The organism is Alteromonas sp. ABM1_013 (assembly GCF_056160505.1).
On sequence record NZ_JBSWXH010000001.1, the window covers coordinates 104,176 to 122,365 of the forward strand.

The window sequence follows — 18,190 nt, forward strand, 5'->3', positions numbered from 1 at the left end:
AGTGTGCTACTGAATAAGCATAGATGTGCACACGCATCGTCGTGCGCTATGCATGGTGTAGCCAGCCAGGGGAGAGATAAACTCTTTATCGTTGCTAGTGGTTGAACCAACAACGCGAGTTGGTTGTGTCATCATCAATTCCTATAAAGTTACAACCCGAATTTAGGGGTTGGATGCTTTAACCGTGGACTAGTGTATCTAATTTGAATGGTTATGCAATAAAAATGTATAAATATTTTGACCTATCTTTATGCTGTTTAGCCTGTAACAAGATACTTAATAATATATTTATAGTTGTGACAGTAAGTTGACAACAAGACCAATAGAACTGAATATTTATATTTGGCGGCTAATAAGTAGTAGTTGTACTTATTTATGGCAGCGTTGCTGCTCAATAAGTTGAGAATTTAGTCTGTTTTTGCGAAGGAAAACGGGCCCTAATTGTAAAGCGCAAGTAGCGCATCAAATCAGACAGTAATAAGTGATAGGTTGCTATAGACCTAAGCAGAAGACTGTAAAAATAGGTTGTTGGGATTAAACTCGGAAAATAAAATGAGCAAACTTACTTTAGCGCTGGTTGCGCACGATCATAAGAAGCCCGAATTGCTAGCATGGGTAAAACAGCATATTGACGTGCTTAAGCAGTGTAATTTGGTGGGGACAGGAACAACGGGCGGCCTAATTGCCAGCGAAACAGGGCTAGAAGTTACACGTTATAAAAGTGGCCCGCTTGGTGGCGACCAGCAAATAGGCGCGTTGATCGCAGAAAACAAGCTAGACGCGCTATTTTTCTTTTGGGACCCTTTAAATCCAGCGCCCCATGACCCCGACGTAAAAGCGCTATTGCGGCTGTGCTCAGTGTGGAACGTACCAGTAGCCTGCACACCAGCCACGGCAGATTTAGTGATCACATCACCGCTCTTCCTATCTCCTGAATACAAGCCAGTTAAACCTAACTTCTAAGGCTTTAAGGTACACACTATTGTCGCTACGTGCGTTTGTTCAAAATAGAGGCTTTAATTTAAGCCTCGTTGAACGAATTGGTAAGTAGCGTCCGCGGCCTTATTGGCTATTCCCACCTTTATATCAGTAGTCTCGATAGACGTTGAGGCTAGTGCATTGTCATCCGAAACCAGTGAAGCACTATTTGTGTTGATCTCGTTAAGCGACGATGACACTAGAGCTTGGCCCATTGACCATAGGTTATTTGAAATACTTTGCCCAGTAACGTTTTCAACGGCTAAGTCTACAGCGTTATACATAAGGCCACCTACGCCCCCATATAAAAAGCTACCAGCCAAACTTGCCGCGGCAGCAGTGTGGCTAGAAGTAGTTGCCTCGTAAATATCAGAAACTATAGGCAGGTGGTTTGCAATATTTAAAACATCAAAGCCATCTTTAAGGTTAAGCCCGTCATCACCAAATGCGTTTGTGTATAGGGTGTCGAATAAAGTTGGGCTGGCTTCATTTTGATTAATACTAGTATTGTTGATGTCAGAAGTTGCGCTGGTAGTAGCAGTATTAGTGGTGTCGCTATTGGAGGATAACGCTTGAAATATATTGTTTTGCAATGCAGTTAATAGCGTACCTTGCATAGCGACTATAGCATCATCTGAAAGTGCATTGCTCATGTTTGTCAGTGGTGAGAGTGCATCTGCTGCAAGGCTTGCAGCACTGATAGCCTCTTCTTTATCTGCAATAGTATCCGCACTAATATCCGCAACAATATCCGATGTACCCACTGGTTCATTCATCTGGTTCTGTTGGTCAAGTAATAATGAGAAAATAGACGGCAAAGACTCGCCGCTTTTTGCCGCTTCATTATCTGACGTTGTTGAAGAATTTGTCGAATCCGTAGCTTTACTGTCATTGAAACCTGACGCTAAATCAAGTTTTGATAACAGTGCATTGAAGCCAGTTCCAACAGAGCTGGTGGTTGTGTTTTCTAAGGCCATAACATCCCCTTACCCGCAGGCATATATTTGATTTGTAAAGGTTTTGCAAATAGAGAAAGTGAACGAGATTTCTTCTGATTTGTTCGTTTAAACTTGCTCCTGTCAGGTCATGGATGGCACTTAAATTACACACTGCATAAAAAATAATACTGAGCAATGTCATGAAAGTTCGATGCCATATACACACACTTATCGCAATCTTTACACTTGGGGGTTGCGCCCAAACAATTACTGAAGAAGAGCAGGTGGTTCAAAACAGCCCTACTAACCCCAATGTGTCGCAACGGGCAGTTAGCCAAGTAGAAGACGAACCGAAACCTGGTCATCCGCGCTATTCACCACCCAGAGCGCAGCCCACACCCACTTTACATGTGCCTACCGGGTCTTTATTTAACCCTGAGCAATCAATAGGGCTTTATGAGCGTCATGCGAACTTTAAAGTAGGGGATATGATATTGGTTAAGCTCGACGAGCAGACCCAATCAGAGAAGTCTCTTGATTTTAATACCGACAAAAATACTTCGTTCGATTTGGCGCCCGTCACATTGAAACTAGGTGGTATTCGTGTTGAAGGCGACGATGTTGAAGTAGAGCATGAGCAAGACAGCGAATTTGCTAGCTCAGCTCAAACCAAACAATCAAATTCAATGAGTGGCAGCATTACTGTATATGTAACCGGTATAACCCCTGCTGGTAATTTACTTGTTACCGGAGAAAAGTGGATAACCATGAACAGGGGAAAAGAATACATTCGCTTTTCCGGAGAAGTACGTAAAAAGGACGTTGATGAAAGTAACACAGTATTGTCATCTAAAGTCGGTAACGCATTAATTGAATACAGCGGTACAGGTGATCTACAGGAAAATCAGCAGCCTACAGTAATCGGTAAACTGTTTTCAATTTTTGGTTAGTGACGAGAATTACATGTACAAGAGCCGATTACGTAAAACGCTTACTGGGTTAGTTTTATTCTCTTCATTAATCGTAATTAAGCAGCCTTGCGCTCAATGGGTACAAGGCGAATCTACTGTAGCCCTCGCAGGGGCAGAGTTAAGCGATATAAGAACCAGTGCCATACAAAACGCTATCGCAGATGCGGCTTTTCATAGTGGCAGCACGATATCAGCGCAAGATATTATGGTAGATGGTTTACTGCTTTCTAGTAAGGCAGAAATTCGCTCTCAGGGAAGAATACAGCGAGTAGAAATTATAAGTGAAACACTTAAAGACGACCTGCTTACTGTAGTGGTGAACGTTAATATTACGCCTCTGTTTAACTGTACTAATAATGGATTAGCCCATCGGATACTAGTAACAGAGTTTTCTTTAGCTTCACCGCAGCAAGCCGCTACCGGTATGCTTTATTCATTTGGTAGTCATGTATCTCAACGTTTTACACAGCAGCTCAATGGGCTTTATAGCGGCAATAGTGTTAGCCAGATTCCCGTTTCCCTCATTAACGTAAATACTTGGCTAACGTCTAGTCTCTCTGATGTCGATTTGACGGCGATGTCCACGTACCTTCGAAATGAGTATGGTCAGCAATTTGTGGTATTTGGGTTTGTTAAAGACATTTCGCTTTTTGAACAAGTGTCACAAGCAACGTCGGTATTTGAAAGCGATAGTACAGCACTTCGCAGAAACTTTACTGTTCAGGTTTACGTACTCGATACGTTTAAAGCAAAAGTTATTTTCAACGATAGCTATCACAGTGAAGCGGACTGGCCGTTCTCTCAACACGATTCTGTAGACAGTAACAATAGCCTTCTGTGGCGAAGTGATTTTGGTCGAATGGTGCTAAACACTATACACGCTGCCATTACCGATATTCATGCGTCATTACAGTGCGAAACAACCTATGCGCAAGTTATAGATATATCGCCGGACTATATTGCAATCGACCTGGGTAAAAATAGCGGTTTGATGGCAGGAGATAAATTTTCACTCGTAAAGCAACGGGCATTACCCACCCTAGGGTTATCAAGAAAATCCGGTTTATTTTCCAGTAACACCCTTACTTTAGAAGTATTTGAAGTGGCTGACGAGGTTAGCTTGCTTAAGGCTGAGCGAGGTAGTGATAGCGTACATCTTGGTGATTTTGTGACGCCACTAACCTTATCCGCAACACAAAAGTTGTCTGAGGCTCAGCCATAAAAAAGGCTGGCCGAAGCCAGCACTTTTTACGGTGGGTAAGGTGGGTAAAAAGGGTAAAAAAGGCTAAGCGTTAAGGCTTAAATAGCTCGTGTAGCTTACGTTCTTCTTCGCGCAGAGCTGCTAGTTGCGCTTGCTGCTCTGATGTTAGGACTTGAAACATGGCCTGATGCTGTCTAGCTTTTTCCACGCCGGCATTAACAAGGCTATCTTTGTATTGAGCGATAAGCGCGTCCCAAGCCTCTTCAGAGAAAGACTGGCTTTGAATTAAATCTCGCTGGGCGTCTTTAAAATTGCGTAGCGTCTCTCTATTTGTTTTCGATGTCTCTTTGAACGACTCGCGAAGCTCAGCAAGGCTTTCTATTTGTGCGTCGGTTAATTCAATGCCTTCGAACAAAAACTCCCTAGGCTTGGGTTTAGGACCTTTGCCCTCACCATCCATTCGTTTGGCAAAGTGTGCTTCTTGTTTTTTGAAAGCATCATGATGTTTCTGTCTATCTACTTCTCTTTTAGCGTCTCGAGCTAACAGAATTGCTTGCTGTTCTTCATTCAGCACCTTGTAGATGTCGTGGCGCAGTTGAGCAAAGGCAAAATGCTTTGCTTCGCGCTCTTCAATCTGGGTTTGGATAAAAGCGCTGAACTGGGCATCAGTGGCGGTAGCAAAATCTAAGTTAGGTTTTTGAATATCACCAAATTCAGGTCGAGGGTTAGCGTCTTTAAATGCGCTTACGAGTGTTTTTATTTCTTCGCGCTGCGCGTCACTTAAGCTGATGCCGCGAAGATGTTTAACAATTTCTTTTACCGGTTCGTGGTGACGCATACCAGGCCCGGCAGGATGCGCAAGTGCGAGGCCACCTAAGCCAATTGCTGCTACTGTTACACTAGCAATTAATAACTTTTTCATTGTCGTCTCCTTTTTTTCGGACATGCTAACTCTAGCGTGCGCGTCTAAAAAAGCAGTCAACGCAGTGTAAAGCTTATGTAAAGGTAATGCCGATTTGTGATTGTAAAGGTCTGAAAAGATATAGTACGCGTTTTGTCAGTGTTGTTTGTAAGCTTAAGGCGAGGCACCCCGAAAGCGTAGGTTGAGTTTTATCTAATTTACAGGCATTTTCATGAATCTAGCAGTTAAAGAGTTTAATACCATGAGTACAGATTTTCACTTGCAGTCTATCCTCGTTATTGATGATGACCTAGAGCTGACAGAAATGCTTTCCACGTATCTATCGGGTATGGGTTATCAGGTGCAAGTGCGCAACGATGGCGAAGAGGGGCTATCCGAAGCAGTGTCTGGGCGTCATTACGATCTGATATTGCTTGATGTGATGATGCCTAAAATGGATGGGTTTGACGTATTGAAAAAGCTTCGAGCAAGTCACAGTACCCCTGTGCTTATGCTTACCGCGAGAGGCGATGATTACGACCGCATCTTAGGCCTCGAGATGGGAGCCGATGACTATCTACCTAAGCCCTTTAATCATAGGGAACTCGTGGCGCGAATAAAAGCTATAGTGCGCCGACATAATTTGTCGTCTACCGGCGGAGCTGTTGAACAAGACTTATTCGTTAACGGGATCTTTTTAAGTCCTAGCAGTCAGCTGGCTAAAGTGGACGATGTCGAACTAACGCTTACCACAACGGAATTTTTAATTCTGCGACTGTTAATGCTCAATGCTGCTCAACGCGTTACGAAAGAAGAAATAAGCTTAAAGATACTGGGTAAGCCACTTCAGGCTTTTGATAGAAGTATTGATATGCACGTGAGTAACTTGCGCAAGAAAATCAGTGTAGTGGCCAGAGATGAAAAAATTAAAACCATCCGTGGTGTAGGGTATATGTTACTTGTTGGAAGCCACTAATGGTAAACCTGTTACGCAGTATAAGCCCAACCCGGGCCATTATGGGCCGATTGTTTCTTTGGTTTTGGGCAACATTTCTCGTAACCGCACTGTTGGCTATTTGGGGCAGTCGCCTTTTCTTTGAAGATCTTGAAATCGTGCCAATAAAGCCACGTGAAGTATCTGCCCTTAATCAAGTGGTGGAGAGCATTCAAAACGACCGTTTTCAAGATGCGCCATTACGCGGTGCGCTAGACCGCCATTCCAGAGCGGGAAGAGGTCGAGTGGTGGCTGTCGATACTACTGATAATCGTGTTATTTCAGGTGGTGGGCCACCGCTTCGTAATGAGGATCGAGAAGATTTACTCCGCTTAATGAGCCAAACATCACCCATAGCGGTTAAGCGAGGGGCGTTTAAAATTCTGGGCCCGGTTTTCTTTGAGCGCAACGGCACCCGATTTGCGCTTTTTTCAGTAAGATTGGAAATGCCTGAAAAGCAAACTCCTCCCGTCTTGCTGTTTCTTAGCATCGCATTGATCACCACCATATTATTGAGCTGGCTGTTTGCGAAATCACTCACTAACCCCATATTGCGAATCCAAAGCTCAGTGAAACGCATAGCAAACGGTGATTGGCAGGCGCGAGTAGGCAGAGCGGCTAAGCGTCAGGACGAGCTAGGGCAGCTTTCGCGCGACTTTAATAAAATGGCTGAGCAATTGGAGTCGATGTGGGGATCGCAAAAGCGATTGCTAGCCGATGTATCCCACGAACTTCGCTCACCGCTCGCGCGTTTGCAAATGGCGCTTGGTCTCGCCTATCAACAAAATGTAGATCCTGAAACGCTATCTCGGGTCGAGCGAGAGGCTGATCGCATGGAAGCGCTGGTAAGTCAGTTGCTTACACTAAGCCGTGCTGAAGCTGGCGAAGCAACGAAGGAAGAGCAATTGCTATCGCTAGTGCTCAACGATGTCTTTACCGATGCGAATTTTGAGGCAGCAAATAAAAACAAGCAGCTTAAAATTGATGACATTCCCACAAAGCGTGTAGTTGTCGACAGTATGATGCTCTGTCGCGCGGTTGAGAATGTTCTGCGCAATGCTATACGACATAGCGAGTTCTTAACCCATGTTTCTTTTAGCGAAGATGCGAAGCAATGGTGCATTCATATTACAGATGACGGTGAGGGACTGACTGTAGAGGAGTGCGAACGTATATTTTCACCTTTTTACCGCGCTACGCTTGCCAGAGAGCGAGAGTCAGGAGGTGTTGGGCTAGGTTTATCCATTGCAAAAGCGGCGGTTGAGTTGCATCATGGGCGCATTATCGCTGAACCTGTTGAGCGCGGTGGGCTGCGAGTAACTCTGTCATTCCCGAAGTAGTAACCTATACTTTGACAGTAGTATGTAGCTTCACAACGAGCGCAAATTGACCGTTATAGGGTATTTATGAACTGGACGTTCACGTCGGAAGAGAATTTAGCCAGCACCTTTGCCACTCACATCAACCCGTTTTGGCAGGAAAGTGTTACTGAAAGCCACTTCACCGGCAAAGATGATATAAAGGTGCGCTACGCCTACTGCATTCCTGAAACGCCGCGAGCAACTATCGTTATTTGTTCTGGGCGTATAGAGTCTTACTTAAAATACAAAGAATTTATTTACGACCTCTATCAAAATGGCTTTGCGGTTTTTATTCTTGATCACCGAGGGCAAGGCCTGTCAGACAGAATGACACGGGATCCCCAACACGGCTATGTTGCGCATTTCGATGACTATGTAGACGATTTCGTTGCCTTCGTTGAGTCTATCGTTAAGCCTATGCAACAAGGCCCTTTGTTGTTGGTTTGTCATTCGATGGGCGGCGCTATTGGTGCGCTTACGCTATTGCGTTTACCTAACTTATTTTCTAAAGCCGTGTTGGCTTCCCCCATGTTCGGGATTAAACCTTCATTGCCCAATTGGTTGGCGAACGGTTTAATTCGCACTGGTCTTGCGGTTAATAGAATGAAAAAAGCTGATGCAGGCTACTTTTTTGGGCAAACCCCGTATATCGCGTTTCCTTTTTCTTTGAATAAGCTTACCCATAGCAAATCCCGCTACTCGTTGTTTCGTGAGCTTTATGATGAAGAGCAAGATATCCAGCTTGGGGGCGTAACGACTGAGTGGTTGGCCGCAGCCCATCAGGCCATGAATAGAATTGAAACTAGTGCGGGGGCAATCACTACCCCTTCACTAGTTTTAAGCGCAGACGATGACGCCATAATAGATAATAAGCGCCAACGGCGGGTGGCACACCTAATGCCAAATGCTGAGCTCGAAATTATAACAAGGGCTTATCATGAATTATTCACCGAGTCAGACGACATTCGTGAGCGCTCACTTTCCCGAATTCTCGACTTCCTGACTGCAGAGTAGTGGTTGAATAAGAGTAGGTGATGAATTTCCGTGTTTCGTTGTAGAATACGTCGGTTATTAACAGTGAAGGTCGTTTAAAAACATGCTTGATGTCGTACTTTATCAGCCAGAGATCCCGCCAAATACGGGAAATATTATCCGTCTATGCGCAAACAGTGGGTTCACACTACATTTAATCGAGCCTTTAGGTTTTGAGTGGGACGACAAGCGAGTACGACGTGCAGGTTTAGATTATCATGAATTTGCTCACGTTAAGCGCCATGCAAACTTAGAAGCCTACCTTGAAGACGCGAAGCCGAAGCGAGTATTCGCTTGTACAACAAAAGGCAAAGCGTTTCATAGTGATGTATCGTATCAAAAAGGCGATGCACTCATATTTGGCCCTGAAACTCGCGGCTTACCGGACGATTATATTCAATCTTTACCTCCAGAACAGCGCATTCGCATTCCCATGTTGCCAGACAGTCGCAGTATGAACCTATCCAATGCGGTATCTGTGTTTGTTTATGAAAGCTGGCGTCAGTTTGGCTACGAAGGTGCCCGATAGTAGAAAGTAGGCGAAAGCTGCCTCAAGATACACCTGTTAAAAACGCCCTGTAACAAGGGCTTTTTTTATGCCTAATGTAAAGACAGTGTAAAGCCCCTTAAAGTCAGTTTTCGTTCAGCTTCGCTCATTAGTATAGCCATTGAATAGACACAAATGAGTTAGGAGTAGCATTATGAAACGCATAACACTAAGTATCATTACCGGCGTTTGTTTACTAGTGGCCGGGCAGGCTAGCGCGCACTCAGTCCATCATTCTCATGGAAAAAGAGCCAAAACTGAAACAGTAACTGTTATCTCGCAGCCCGTCCGTTCTTTGGTTGACGTAGTCATTAGCGTGCCTGAGATTGGGGTATTCGTTAACGTGTTACCGAGCGCACATAGGGTTGAGGTTGTTGATAACCACCGCTATTACGTTGCGAATAACCACTACTATCGCAAACATGGAAACCACTATGTGGTCGTAGAGTCACCCTATAAAAACGCGAAAAAAGCTAAACGCTATAAACGCAGCCAATATAGCTACCAAGGCGACAAGAAAGTTATTGTAGTAAGGGAAGGGCGTTAATTATTGGGTCATGAATGATAAGGTCGTCAGCAAGAATTAAAGCGAAGCGTAATGAGAAATTACGCTTCGTTTTTCAAATCTCGACCAAGCAAGGCTAACGCCGCCTCTTTAGGCGATTTTCCGTGATAAAGTACAGCGTATATCTGTTCGCAAATAGGCATTTCTACACCCACTTTTTTAGATAATACATGTACTTCTTCTGTATTGCGGTAACCTTCAACAACCTGACCAATTTCTTCAATGGCAACATCTACACTCTTTCCTTGGCCCAATGCCAAGCCGAAGCGTCGATTGCGCGACTGATTGTCAGTACAGGTTAATACTAAATCGCCAAGGCCTGCCATACCCATGAACGTCTCTGGATTGGCACCTAGCTTTACGCCCAAACGGGTAAGCTCTGCCAAGCCTCGGGTAATAAGGGCCGTACGCGCGTTTGCGCCAAAGCCTAGACCATCTGCTAAGCCCGCGCCTATAGCGATAACGTTTTTAACTGCGCCACCCAACTGCACACCAGTAAAATCTGAGTTTTTGTATACCCGAAAAGACTTTGCGCAATGAAGCTTTGCTGCAAACTCGTCACTTAAGGTATCGTCGGTAGAAGACAATGAAATTGCAGTAGGTAATCCCGCTACCATTTCTTTAGCGAAAGTAGGTCCGGATAAAACTGCTAAGGGATAATCTGTCCCTAGAATTTCTTCCGCCACATCGCGAAGCAAGCGCCCAGTCTTAGGTTCAAGCCCTTTAGTCGCCCAAATGATGCGTTGATGCGGTTTAAGCAATGGCTTCAAGCTTTGAAGCATAGCGGCAAATGCGTGACTAGGAACCACTACCAAGATGTCTCGGCTGGCAGCAACGACTTCTTCTAAGTTGGCATTTACAATAAGTGAATCGGGAAAAGTTGCGCCAGGAAGATATCGGCTGTTTTCTCGGTTCGCTTCCATTTCAGCAATGTGCTTTTCATCACGACCCCAAAGCAGTGTTGGGTTACCATTTCTGGCAAGACAAAAAGCAAGGGCGGTGCCATACGACCCCGCCCCCAATACTGACACTGAAACCGACTCAGAAACCGAACTCGACTTCATGTTCACCTGCTCCATGGTCACCTAATTAGGCGTCCATTTTAGGCGCTTCGCCTTGCGCTTGTTGTGCACGTTTTTGCACATAAGCCGCAAAGATAGCGTCAAAGTTAACAGGTGCAAGGTTAAGTGGAGGGAAGGTACCACGGTTAACCAAGTTAGAAATAGTCTCACGCGCATATGGGAAAAGCATGTTCGGGCAGAACGAGCCTAGCGTGTGCGCTTTGTTTTGATCTGGCATTTCGCCGATAGCAAAAATACCTGCCTGTTGAACTTCACAAAGGAAGGCTGTTTCTTCACCTAGCGTTGCAGTAACGGTAACTGAAAGTACAACTTCAAACGTATTTTCTTCTAGCTTGTTAGTGCTAGTGTCGATGTCTAGTTTAATTTCTGGCTTCCACTCTTTAGTGAAAATAGCCGGTGCGTTTGGCGATTCAAAAGAAATATCTTTTGTGTAGATACGCTGAATATTGAACTGAGCACCTTGTTGCGCTTGTGCGCCTGCTGCTTCACCTGGGTTTGTCTGATTTTCGTCAGCCATGGTATTTCCTATTTAATTGTCGTTTTAATTTAATGTAGTGCGTTGCCGTATGCGCTGACGCTTACGCTAAACCCAGCATTGGGTTTAGTTTGCTTTGTGCTTCCAAAGCCATCATATCGTCACAGCCACCAACGTGCTGATCGTCAATGAAAATTTGTGGGACAGTCCAGCCGCCATTTGCGCGTTCAATCATTTCGTCACGTAGCTCAGGCTTAACGTCTATTGGGTATTCGATAAATTCTACACCTTTTTGCGTTAACAGTGCTTTTGCACGGTGGCAGTAAGGGCAATGCCCCTTGGTGTAAAGTTCTACTTTGCTCATAAAGGTTACCTGTTATTTAGAAACGGGAAGGCTGGCACTTTGCCACGCGTTCATTCCGCCTTTTAATACATTCACATTCGCGAAGCCGTCTTTTAGCATCGCATTTGCTGTACCACGAGCCTGATTACCCATAGCGCATACTACGATAATGGGTTTGTCTTTGCTGTTTTCAAGTTTCTTGAAGTTTTTCTCACGCACTTCTTCAGGTTTAATTTGTCTGGCTCCTAAAATGTGGCCAGCTTTAAACTCTTTTGCAGGTCGTGTGTCTAACACTATCGCATCATCTTTATTAATTAAAAGCGTTGCTTCGTGTGTGCTTAATTCTTTTACCGAAGATGTCCATGTACTGATATAGCTAAATATCAACATGGCAATCAGCGCAACCCAAATACCAGCAAGAATAATATTGTTGCTAGCAAATTCTATTAGTTGATCCATTACCTCTAACCCTGTCTACAGACCATGAAAAGAGTGCAAAGTATATAGAAAAATGGGCGAGAAACCAGCTTACCTTTCAGTTAGCTAAGAGACTTTAACCATGCTTTGATCTTAAATACTTTAGATGATTGATATTACGGATAAATTGCACTGGGCATATGGGAAGCCGTCAGATACACTGGATGTTGTTATTAATAGTGGTGGTGAAATACAGCTGGTCAGGCAGTTATCACCATTGCAAAAGTAGAGGTTTTAAGCGCACGTTATGTCAGCACGTTCATTTCTTTCAGTTATCGGATGCATAGTAGCTCTGGCTGTTATGCCAATTGGAAGTGATGCGTTAGCCCAAGACAGCGAAGCTAGTGCGCAAAGAGAAAAGTTAGCAAAGCTGCAGGCTGAACTGCGTGCAAGGCAGCAAGTGCTCGAAAACAATAAAGCCAGCGCAGAAGAGCTAAAAGCTGTGCTAAAGGCGTCAGAGCTTGATATAGCGAAAGTAGCAAAAGCGTTATCTACCACTGAACAAACGCTTACAAGCGTTAAGCAAGAAGAAGCTACGCTAAAAGAAGAGCAAGATGCATTGAAAGTTGCTATTCGCAAACAGCAATCTTTACTGGCAAGTCAACTCAAAAGTGCCTTCATGGCTGGTCACTACGACTACGCTAAGATGCTTTTTTATCAAGATGATGCGCGTACTTTTGAGCGTGTTATTACCTACTATCAATACGTGGCGAAAGCGCGCCAAAAAGAAATCGAAAGTTTTAGAAGTAATGTTGCAAGACTTGAAGACGTTACCGCCGAACTCAGTGAAAAAGCATTGTCGCTAGTCGCGCTTAAAGAGGAGCAGGAAGGCCAGCGGGCAGTGCTTATCACCCGGCAAGCCGACCGCAAAGCTACGCTAAAGAAAATAAATAAAACCATTGCTTCAGAAAACCAGCGAATTGCGTCTTTGCAGGCCGATGAGAAAGCGCTAAAAGGCGCTATAGAGGCAGCCCGCATTGCAGCAGAGCGGGCCGCGCGTGCCGCTGAGTTCAGCATGAATGGACTTGCTAAGCAAAAGGGTAAACTTCCCGCACCTGTGAAAGGCAAAATACGTCATTTGTTTGGTAGTCGCCGCCAAGGGCAGATTTCTTGGAAAGGTATTGTAATTGATGGTGCTGAGGGCGATCCAGTTAACAGCATTGCGCCCGGACGAGTATTGTATGCCGACTGGCTGCGTGGTTTTGGTTTGGTTGCCATCATCGACCATGGCGAGGGTTATATGAGTGTCTATGGACACAATCAAGCATTGCTGAAACAGTCGGGTGATGAGGTTCGGCAAGGGGAACGCATTGCTCTTGTGGGTCGAAGCGGTGGTCAGGAATATCCTAATCTTTACTTTGAAATTCGCCACAAAGGCAAGGCGCTAAACCCGAAAGCTTGGCTGGATTAAACCGTTAAAGTCACGATAAAATTTAGGCAGTAACTTCAAATGTTGCTGTATCGGGCAGTGGACGTTGAGGTTTACCTTCACCTAAACCAGCGAGTTCGCCGATTTGTTTTGCGTCAAAACCCGCACTGCTAAGTGCACTTTCTAATGCTTTTCCAGGCTCGATGCCTTCGCTTTTCAATTGTTCAACAATAGATGTTGCGTCTTCACTGGTTAGTGAATCAGCGTCATATTGCTCTAAAATGGATTGCAAAGTCTGTGTTTGCTCGTCAGTAAGTGATGTTTGCTGCCCTTTTGGTGGCGGTGGTGGAGAACTTGGTCTTAGTTGTTGTGCTGTCGAAGAGTCATTAATACCTGAAATCATAGTGAAGCCTTAAATGATGAGTAGTTGTTTACCATAAAGTATCGACCTCTCTCTGATATTTTTAGTGTGTAGCGCTAGATTTACGTAATATTTACTTCCCTTTACAAAAGCTGTTTATGACTTACCTGTAGTAAGACAGTAATAAAACTCCTAGTTTTGTTGAAAGTGCGCTTGTTGTTGGTATGCTTAACCTTAAAGTGAATTCATTCACACAGTGCGCTTAATAATAATGATGAAAAACGGATGTGATCTAGATGCTTTTGCGTCTGCTAATGCCTTGTATAATCTTTGTTTTATGCGGGCTAATTAGCCCTAAAGTAAACGCAAAGTCAGACATAATAATAATATTAGATGACCTGGGATACAGGCCGTCCGATGTCGCTGCTTTTTCTCTCCCAAAAGAAATCACATTCTCCATACTTCCACAAACTCCATTGGCAGCTGAAATTGCGCACCGTGCTAAGCAAGAGGGCAGGGCGGTTATGCTTCATATGCCTATGCAAGCCCAAAATGGTAAAAACATGGGGCCGCTGGGGTTAACCACGGATATGTTTGCCGGAGCTATTACTTATAATCTGCGCAAAGCGATGAAAAGTGTGCCAAACGCAGTAGGTGTAAACAACCACATGGGCAGTGCCTTTACCGGTCAGCAAGAAGGAATGGAAGCGCTGTTAAAAGAGGTAAAGCGCCAAGGTCTCTTCTTTGTAGATAGCAGAACTACTGTGCTAACTAAAGGTGAAGAAATTGCGCAGCGTTTGGGTGTACCCAGTACAAGCAGGCAAATATTTCTCGACCACAAACTAGAGCCGTCGTTCTTGTTGAAGCAGTTTAATCATATGAAACGCATCGCTCAAAAGAATGGGCACGTTGTAGTGATTGGTCACCCTCATCCTGAAACGGTCGAGTTCTTGAAAACCCATTTACCCTCTCTTGAAAAAGAGGGTTTTACCCTTACTTCCGTAGCCGACTATTTTTCTTACGCACCTAAAGTGGCTAAACAGTTTGGTAAAGAACGGAGCCAAACAGCTCAGCTTACTCGTACAGGTGTAAACAAAACAGGCTTTGAAATAAGTGAGCAGGATAGGTTTGTTAGCAGTGAGTTTGTGCAGAGTTCCTCATATAAAGAGATAACTGAATTCAAAGAGAATACTGAATCTAAAGAGGTTACGGAACGCTCGACTACGGCGCCTAACGAGTAAAATCCTCGCCTTTTTTCTTACTTAATTAGTCTATTTTCATCTCAATAAGATCAAAATTTAATGTGGGAACGTTTCTCATTTTCGTGAGTCTGTTATAATATAACGTCTCTGGCGAATAATTCGCGTATACATTTTCAAGCACGGTGGTAATTAGAGTAATGACTCCAATTGACGAGAATCCAACAAAACTAGACAAACTTGGCATCTGGGTGTCGAGCTTGTGTGCGCTGCATTGCCTTGCGCTACCTGTTTTGGTGCCTCTGTTACCGCTTATCGGTTCTAGCTTTTTTGCCCAAGTATGGTTTGAAAGAACTATTTTGACGTTCTCACTGATTGTTGGGGCGGTAGCCTTGATTAGCGGTGCCATTCGCTACCACGGCAAATATTACCCGCTGGCACTACTGTTTACTGGTGGCGCAATTTACTGGCATAAAGATATTTTTGGGCATCATTACGAACCATTTACTATTGCGGTAGGGGCAGGGTTAATTGTAGCGGGTCACTGGATCAATATGCGCCTGTGTCGACAGTGTAAGTGCTGCAAAAACACAGTGTTTTCAGACCATCTATCTACTGAATTTAAGTAGCTAGTAAAACAGAGTTTTAAGAAACGAGCCAATGGCTCGTTTTTTTGTATCTGGTGTTTTTAAAAGAACATAGCCTCAAGAAAATACGTGATCTAATCAGATAGTGTATTAAATGCTACATTTGGCAGATTAGTAAATATGCCGGTTACCCCCCACTCTTTAAGCATTAGCATATCTCTAGGTTCGTCCACTGTATAAACGAAAACATCAAAGCCTTCCTGCAGCGCAGTTTGTACGAACAGCTTATTAACCGCGTCTAGCGCAATATTTACCGAGTAAGCACTAAGGGCTCTTGCGCTTGCCGTGCAGTCTAGTTCATAGCTTGCGGTTAAAGCGCCAAGTTTTACTTCCGGCCACAGGTGTGCAATCGCTTTAAGCCAATGGTGATTAAATGAAGAGATAAGTAGCTTGTTAACATTAACGCCGCTTTGCTGCACCGCCGCTCTAACATCTTTTACCCAGCTATCTACGTCATGCAAGTGCTTAATTTCAATGTTGCACCACTTATCATTTGGAACGCATTGAAGAGTTTCTGAAAGAGAGGGGATGCGCTCTCCATCACCAATGTCCATTTGTTTGAGGGATTGCCACGGCGTATCTAACAAATAACCTGTCTCGCGGGCTCTACGTGTAAGGGTTCTATCGTGAAAAACAATAATGCCGCTTTCGTGTTGATAAGTATCAAACTCAATGCCGTCGGCATCTTGCTCGAAGGCCAATTTAAACGCTTTTAGTGTATTTTCTGGGGCGGCTTTACTGGCGCCTCGGTGGGCAAAAATTAGCATCGACATTCCTTCCTTAAATTTCAGCGCGAATGTTACTTATCGTTCGCGCTGTGTAACTTATGGGTGTTAAGCGTTTCATAGACTGACGCCGACGTTATAAGAATGCCGCCTAGCAATGCGCTTAAACCGGGCTTTTCATTAAGCAAAATTATGGCAAGAAAGACACCGTAAAGCGGCTGCATGCAGGCAATAAGTGAGAATGTCTTTGCCCGCAAGTGACGTAGACTCGCCGCAATTAAAGCATGGGGAAGCGCGGTAAATACTGTGCCTAAAAGCAACAGCATTAGCCAAGAGCTCGTTGACGCCGAAGCTATTTCCGCACTGCCTACCGGCAACATCAGAATGCTGATAACCAAGGTCTGCCACGCCATGGCCTGTGCACCCGTATAGTGCTTAAAATGCTTACGGTGAATTAGGTTTCTAAATGAATACAAGATGGCAGAAGCAATACCGATGAGCACCCCAAGGGTAACGTCATTTTCCAACGATGTTTCAGGCACAATTAAATAAACACCAATGACTACGGTTAACGTAGATACAATGTCCTGCCACACCAGCCTAACCCGTTCGAAAAAAGGTTCAATAAGCACTGTGATAACGGGAAATGTGAATAGCGCAATCATGCCCACAGATACGCCAGCATATTGCATTGCGGCAAAATAGGTAACCCAATGTAGCGCCATTAAAAGCCCTAGACCAAGAGCGACGCCATAATCTTTTCTGGAATTTAGCTTTATTTTTTTTCCGGCCAGTTTCAAAAATGCCAGCAGGGCGATGCAAGCAAATACTGAACGCACCAAGGTAATGTCACTGGCACTAAGTGGTACAAGCCTAGAGAAAAGGGCTGTACCACCTAACAAAATGACCGTGAGATGAAGCGAAATCAGGCTTTTTTTAACAGCATCCATAAACTAGCTGTCAGCGCCCTCAGATGGTGTTTCTTTTTTTGTATCACCTGCATCGTCATCGAACTCATCGCTACTTTGCTCAGGCTCAGACGAAGCAAGGTCTTGGGAAACTATCTCTTGTGAAGATAGTTTTGAAGCCATAGGCTCACCTAGGCGAGTAACCATACCTGGGGCAATATCTTCAAAGTTGATCATGTCTTTTTCAAAACATACCACAATGGTAGAGCCCAGTTTGAATCGGCCAAGTTCGGCACCTTTTTCAAGGAAAACAGACGCTTCTGTGTCTTTTTCATATGACCAGTGCTGAACGTTTTTACCTGCAGGTGGCGTAACTGTGCCTGCCCAAACGGTCTCAATACTGGCCACAATAGTTGCGCCTACTAATACCATAGCCATTTTGCCTACAGGCGTATCAAACAGCGCCACTACACGTTCGTTACGTGCAAATAGCCCAGGTATATTTTGTGCCGTAAGCGGATTTACTGAAAACAATTCGCCTGGCACATACAGCATATCAGTTAATGTGCCCTCAACTGGCATATGAATTCTGTGATAATCGCGTGGGGCAAGGTAAATAGTAGCAAATTTACCATTTTTAAATGGTGCTGCTACTTCAGGCTTTCCGCCTAACAAGGTAGTTAAGCTAAAGTCGTGACCTTTGGCTTGGAAGATACTGTCGCTATGAATATCGCCAAACTGACTTACCGTACCGTCAACGGCGTGGATCAGTAGGTCCTCGTTTTCATCGATGGTACGTGCTTCAGGTTTAAGAGGGCGCGTGAAAAACTTATTGAAGCTTCGGTAATGCTCGGGCTTTTCATGCAGCGCTTCAGTCATATCAACATTGTATTGTTTGATAAACAGCTTGATGAAAAAGGTGGTCACGCTACCCATTTCCGCTTCTGCAAGTTTGCCCACAAGGCGTGAAAGCAGATGCTTGGGTGTAACGTATTGTAAATTAACTTTAAGCCAATCTAACACAAAATATCTCCGTTTCTTTTATGCAAGCAATAACGCATTGCATAGATAGCGTTATTGTATAGTAAGTTGTGGTAGTAAGAGTAACTTTAGGGT

The 18,190-nt window shown here is 44.3% G+C and carries 22 protein-coding genes; 11 read left to right on the forward strand and 11 right to left on the reverse strand.

Translation table 11 applies throughout. The features are described from left to right. Window positions 1-6: 6 nt before the first annotated feature. A complete protein-coding gene (locus ACXAGK_RS00445; RefSeq protein WP_259462663.1) occupies window positions 7-132 on the reverse strand; it encodes a hypothetical protein in 126 nt (41 codons plus the stop codon). A gap of 420 nt (window positions 133-552) precedes the next feature. Here ACXAGK_RS00445 and ACXAGK_RS00450 point away from each other — a divergent pair, with 420 nt between their 5' ends. Then, window positions 553-963: a methylglyoxal synthase gene (locus tag ACXAGK_RS00450; RefSeq protein WP_474853361.1), complete on the forward strand. Its 411-nt coding sequence runs from the start codon at window positions 553-555 to the stop codon at window positions 961-963. Between the two features lie 53 nt (window positions 964-1,016). On the opposite strand, the gene ACXAGK_RS00455 is transcribed toward ACXAGK_RS00450, so the two are convergent. Beyond that, the gene (locus ACXAGK_RS00455; protein WP_474853363.1) at window positions 1,017-1,955 is read right to left on the reverse strand and encodes a hypothetical protein; all 939 of its coding nucleotides are present in this window, start codon (window positions 1,953-1,955) and stop codon (window positions 1,017-1,019) included. Between the two features lie 161 nt (window positions 1,956-2,116). Here ACXAGK_RS00455 and ACXAGK_RS00460 point away from each other — a divergent pair, with 161 nt between their 5' ends. Both ACXAGK_RS00460 and ACXAGK_RS00465 read left to right on the forward strand, forming a co-directional pair. Continuing rightward, entirely contained in the window at window positions 2,117-2,866 is a 750-nt protein-coding gene (locus ACXAGK_RS00460; RefSeq protein WP_474853365.1) for a flagellar basal body L-ring protein FlgH, read from the forward strand. Window positions 2,867-2,879: 13 nt separating this feature from the next. Next, window positions 2,880-4,109, forward strand: coding sequence for a flagellar assembly protein T N-terminal domain-containing protein (locus ACXAGK_RS00465; protein WP_474853367.1), 1,230 nt, complete (start codon window positions 2,880-2,882; stop codon window positions 4,107-4,109). 70 nt (window positions 4,110-4,179) lie between these two features. Here ACXAGK_RS00465 and ACXAGK_RS00470 read toward each other — a convergent pair whose 3' ends face one another. Then, window positions 4,180-5,010 carry a Spy/CpxP family protein refolding chaperone gene (locus tag ACXAGK_RS00470; RefSeq protein WP_474853369.1) on the reverse strand — a complete coding sequence of 277 codons (831 nt, stop codon included), beginning with the start codon at window positions 5,008-5,010 and terminating at the stop codon, window positions 4,180-4,182. Window positions 5,011-5,221: 211 nt separating this feature from the next. On the opposite strand from ACXAGK_RS00470, the gene ACXAGK_RS00475 reads away from it, so the two are divergent. The 5 genes from ACXAGK_RS00475 (at window position 5,222) to ACXAGK_RS00495 (ending at window position 9,470) form a co-directional block, all read left to right on the forward strand. Next, window positions 5,222-5,965 (forward strand): response regulator, encoded by a 744-nt coding sequence (locus tag ACXAGK_RS00475; RefSeq protein WP_474853370.1) that lies wholly within the window; start codon window positions 5,222-5,224, stop codon window positions 5,963-5,965. Next, complete coding sequence (locus tag ACXAGK_RS00480) at window positions 5,965-7,323, forward strand: ATP-binding protein (protein ID WP_474853372.1); 1,359 nt, start codon at window positions 5,965-5,967, stop codon at window positions 7,321-7,323. Before ACXAGK_RS00475 ends, ACXAGK_RS00480 begins: the two co-directional genes overlap by 1 nt. Window positions 7,324-7,389: 66 nt before the next feature. Continuing rightward, on the forward strand, window positions 7,390-8,358 hold the full coding sequence (locus ACXAGK_RS00485; RefSeq protein ID WP_474853374.1) for an alpha/beta fold hydrolase: 969 nt from the start codon (window positions 7,390-7,392) through the stop codon (window positions 8,356-8,358). Window positions 8,359-8,440: 82 nt separating this feature from the next. Then, window positions 8,441-8,905, forward strand: coding sequence for a tRNA (uridine(34)/cytosine(34)/5-carboxymethylaminomethyluridine(34)-2'-O)-methyltransferase TrmL (trmL, locus tag ACXAGK_RS00490; protein WP_474853376.1), 465 nt, complete (start codon window positions 8,441-8,443; stop codon window positions 8,903-8,905). A gap of 172 nt (window positions 8,906-9,077) precedes the next feature. Then, window positions 9,078-9,470, forward strand: coding sequence for an NAD(FAD)-dependent dehydrogenase (locus tag ACXAGK_RS00495; RefSeq protein WP_474853378.1), 393 nt, complete (start codon window positions 9,078-9,080; stop codon window positions 9,468-9,470). 59 nt (window positions 9,471-9,529) lie between these two features. Here the strand turns inward: ACXAGK_RS00495 and gpsA are convergent, their stop codons facing one another. From gpsA to ACXAGK_RS00515, 4 genes are all read right to left on the reverse strand, one after another. Next, the gene (gene gpsA, locus ACXAGK_RS00500; protein WP_474853380.1) at window positions 9,530-10,567 is read right to left on the reverse strand and encodes an NAD(P)H-dependent glycerol-3-phosphate dehydrogenase; all 1,038 of its coding nucleotides are present in this window, start codon (window positions 10,565-10,567) and stop codon (window positions 9,530-9,532) included. 10 nt (window positions 10,568-10,577) lie between these two features. Further along, window positions 10,578-11,087 carry a protein-export chaperone SecB gene (secB, locus tag ACXAGK_RS00505; RefSeq protein ID WP_269918203.1) on the reverse strand — a complete coding sequence of 170 codons (510 nt, stop codon included), beginning with the start codon at window positions 11,085-11,087 and terminating at the stop codon, window positions 10,578-10,580. A gap of 61 nt (window positions 11,088-11,148) precedes the next feature. After that, a complete protein-coding gene (grxC, locus tag ACXAGK_RS00510) occupies window positions 11,149-11,409 on the reverse strand; it encodes a glutaredoxin 3 (protein ID WP_014948069.1) in 261 nt (86 codons plus the stop codon). A gap of 12 nt (window positions 11,410-11,421) precedes the next feature. Continuing rightward, complete coding sequence (locus ACXAGK_RS00515) at window positions 11,422-11,847, reverse strand: rhodanese-like domain-containing protein (protein WP_179982192.1); 426 nt, start codon at window positions 11,845-11,847, stop codon at window positions 11,422-11,424. A gap of 265 nt (window positions 11,848-12,112) precedes the next feature. On the opposite strand from ACXAGK_RS00515, the gene ACXAGK_RS00520 reads away from it, so the two are divergent. Next, a complete protein-coding gene (locus ACXAGK_RS00520; RefSeq protein WP_474853383.1) occupies window positions 12,113-13,276 on the forward strand; it encodes a murein hydrolase activator EnvC family protein in 1,164 nt (387 codons plus the stop codon). Between the two features lie 22 nt (window positions 13,277-13,298). Here ACXAGK_RS00520 and ACXAGK_RS00525 read toward each other — a convergent pair whose 3' ends face one another. Next, entirely contained in the window at window positions 13,299-13,637 is a 339-nt protein-coding gene (locus ACXAGK_RS00525; RefSeq protein WP_474853385.1) for a hypothetical protein, read from the reverse strand. Between the two features lie 272 nt (window positions 13,638-13,909). Here ACXAGK_RS00525 and ACXAGK_RS00530 point away from each other — a divergent pair, with 272 nt between their 5' ends. Next, the gene (locus tag ACXAGK_RS00530) at window positions 13,910-14,836 is read left to right on the forward strand and encodes a divergent polysaccharide deacetylase family protein (protein ID WP_474854452.1); all 927 of its coding nucleotides are present in this window, start codon (window positions 13,910-13,912) and stop codon (window positions 14,834-14,836) included. Window positions 14,837-14,994: 158 nt separating this feature from the next. Continuing rightward, window positions 14,995-15,423: a MerC domain-containing protein gene (locus ACXAGK_RS00535; RefSeq protein ID WP_474809026.1), complete on the forward strand. Its 429-nt coding sequence runs from the start codon at window positions 14,995-14,997 to the stop codon at window positions 15,421-15,423. 92 nt (window positions 15,424-15,515) lie between these two features. Here the strand turns inward: ACXAGK_RS00535 and ACXAGK_RS00540 are convergent, their stop codons facing one another. Genes ACXAGK_RS00540 through asd form a run of 3 tightly spaced genes read right to left on the reverse strand, consistent with a single transcriptional unit; the run spans window position 15,516 to window position 18,097 of the window. Continuing rightward, entirely contained in the window at window positions 15,516-16,208 is a 693-nt protein-coding gene (locus ACXAGK_RS00540) for a glycerophosphodiester phosphodiesterase (protein ID WP_474853387.1), read from the reverse strand. A gap of 32 nt (window positions 16,209-16,240) precedes the next feature. After that, window positions 16,241-17,116 (reverse strand): DMT family transporter, encoded by an 876-nt coding sequence (locus tag ACXAGK_RS00545; protein ID WP_474853389.1) that lies wholly within the window; start codon window positions 17,114-17,116, stop codon window positions 16,241-16,243. 3 nt (window positions 17,117-17,119) lie between these two features. Next, window positions 17,120-18,097: an archaetidylserine decarboxylase gene (gene asd, locus ACXAGK_RS00550; protein WP_474853391.1), complete on the reverse strand. Its 978-nt coding sequence runs from the start codon at window positions 18,095-18,097 to the stop codon at window positions 17,120-17,122. Between the last annotated feature and the right edge of the window lie 93 nt (window positions 18,098-18,190).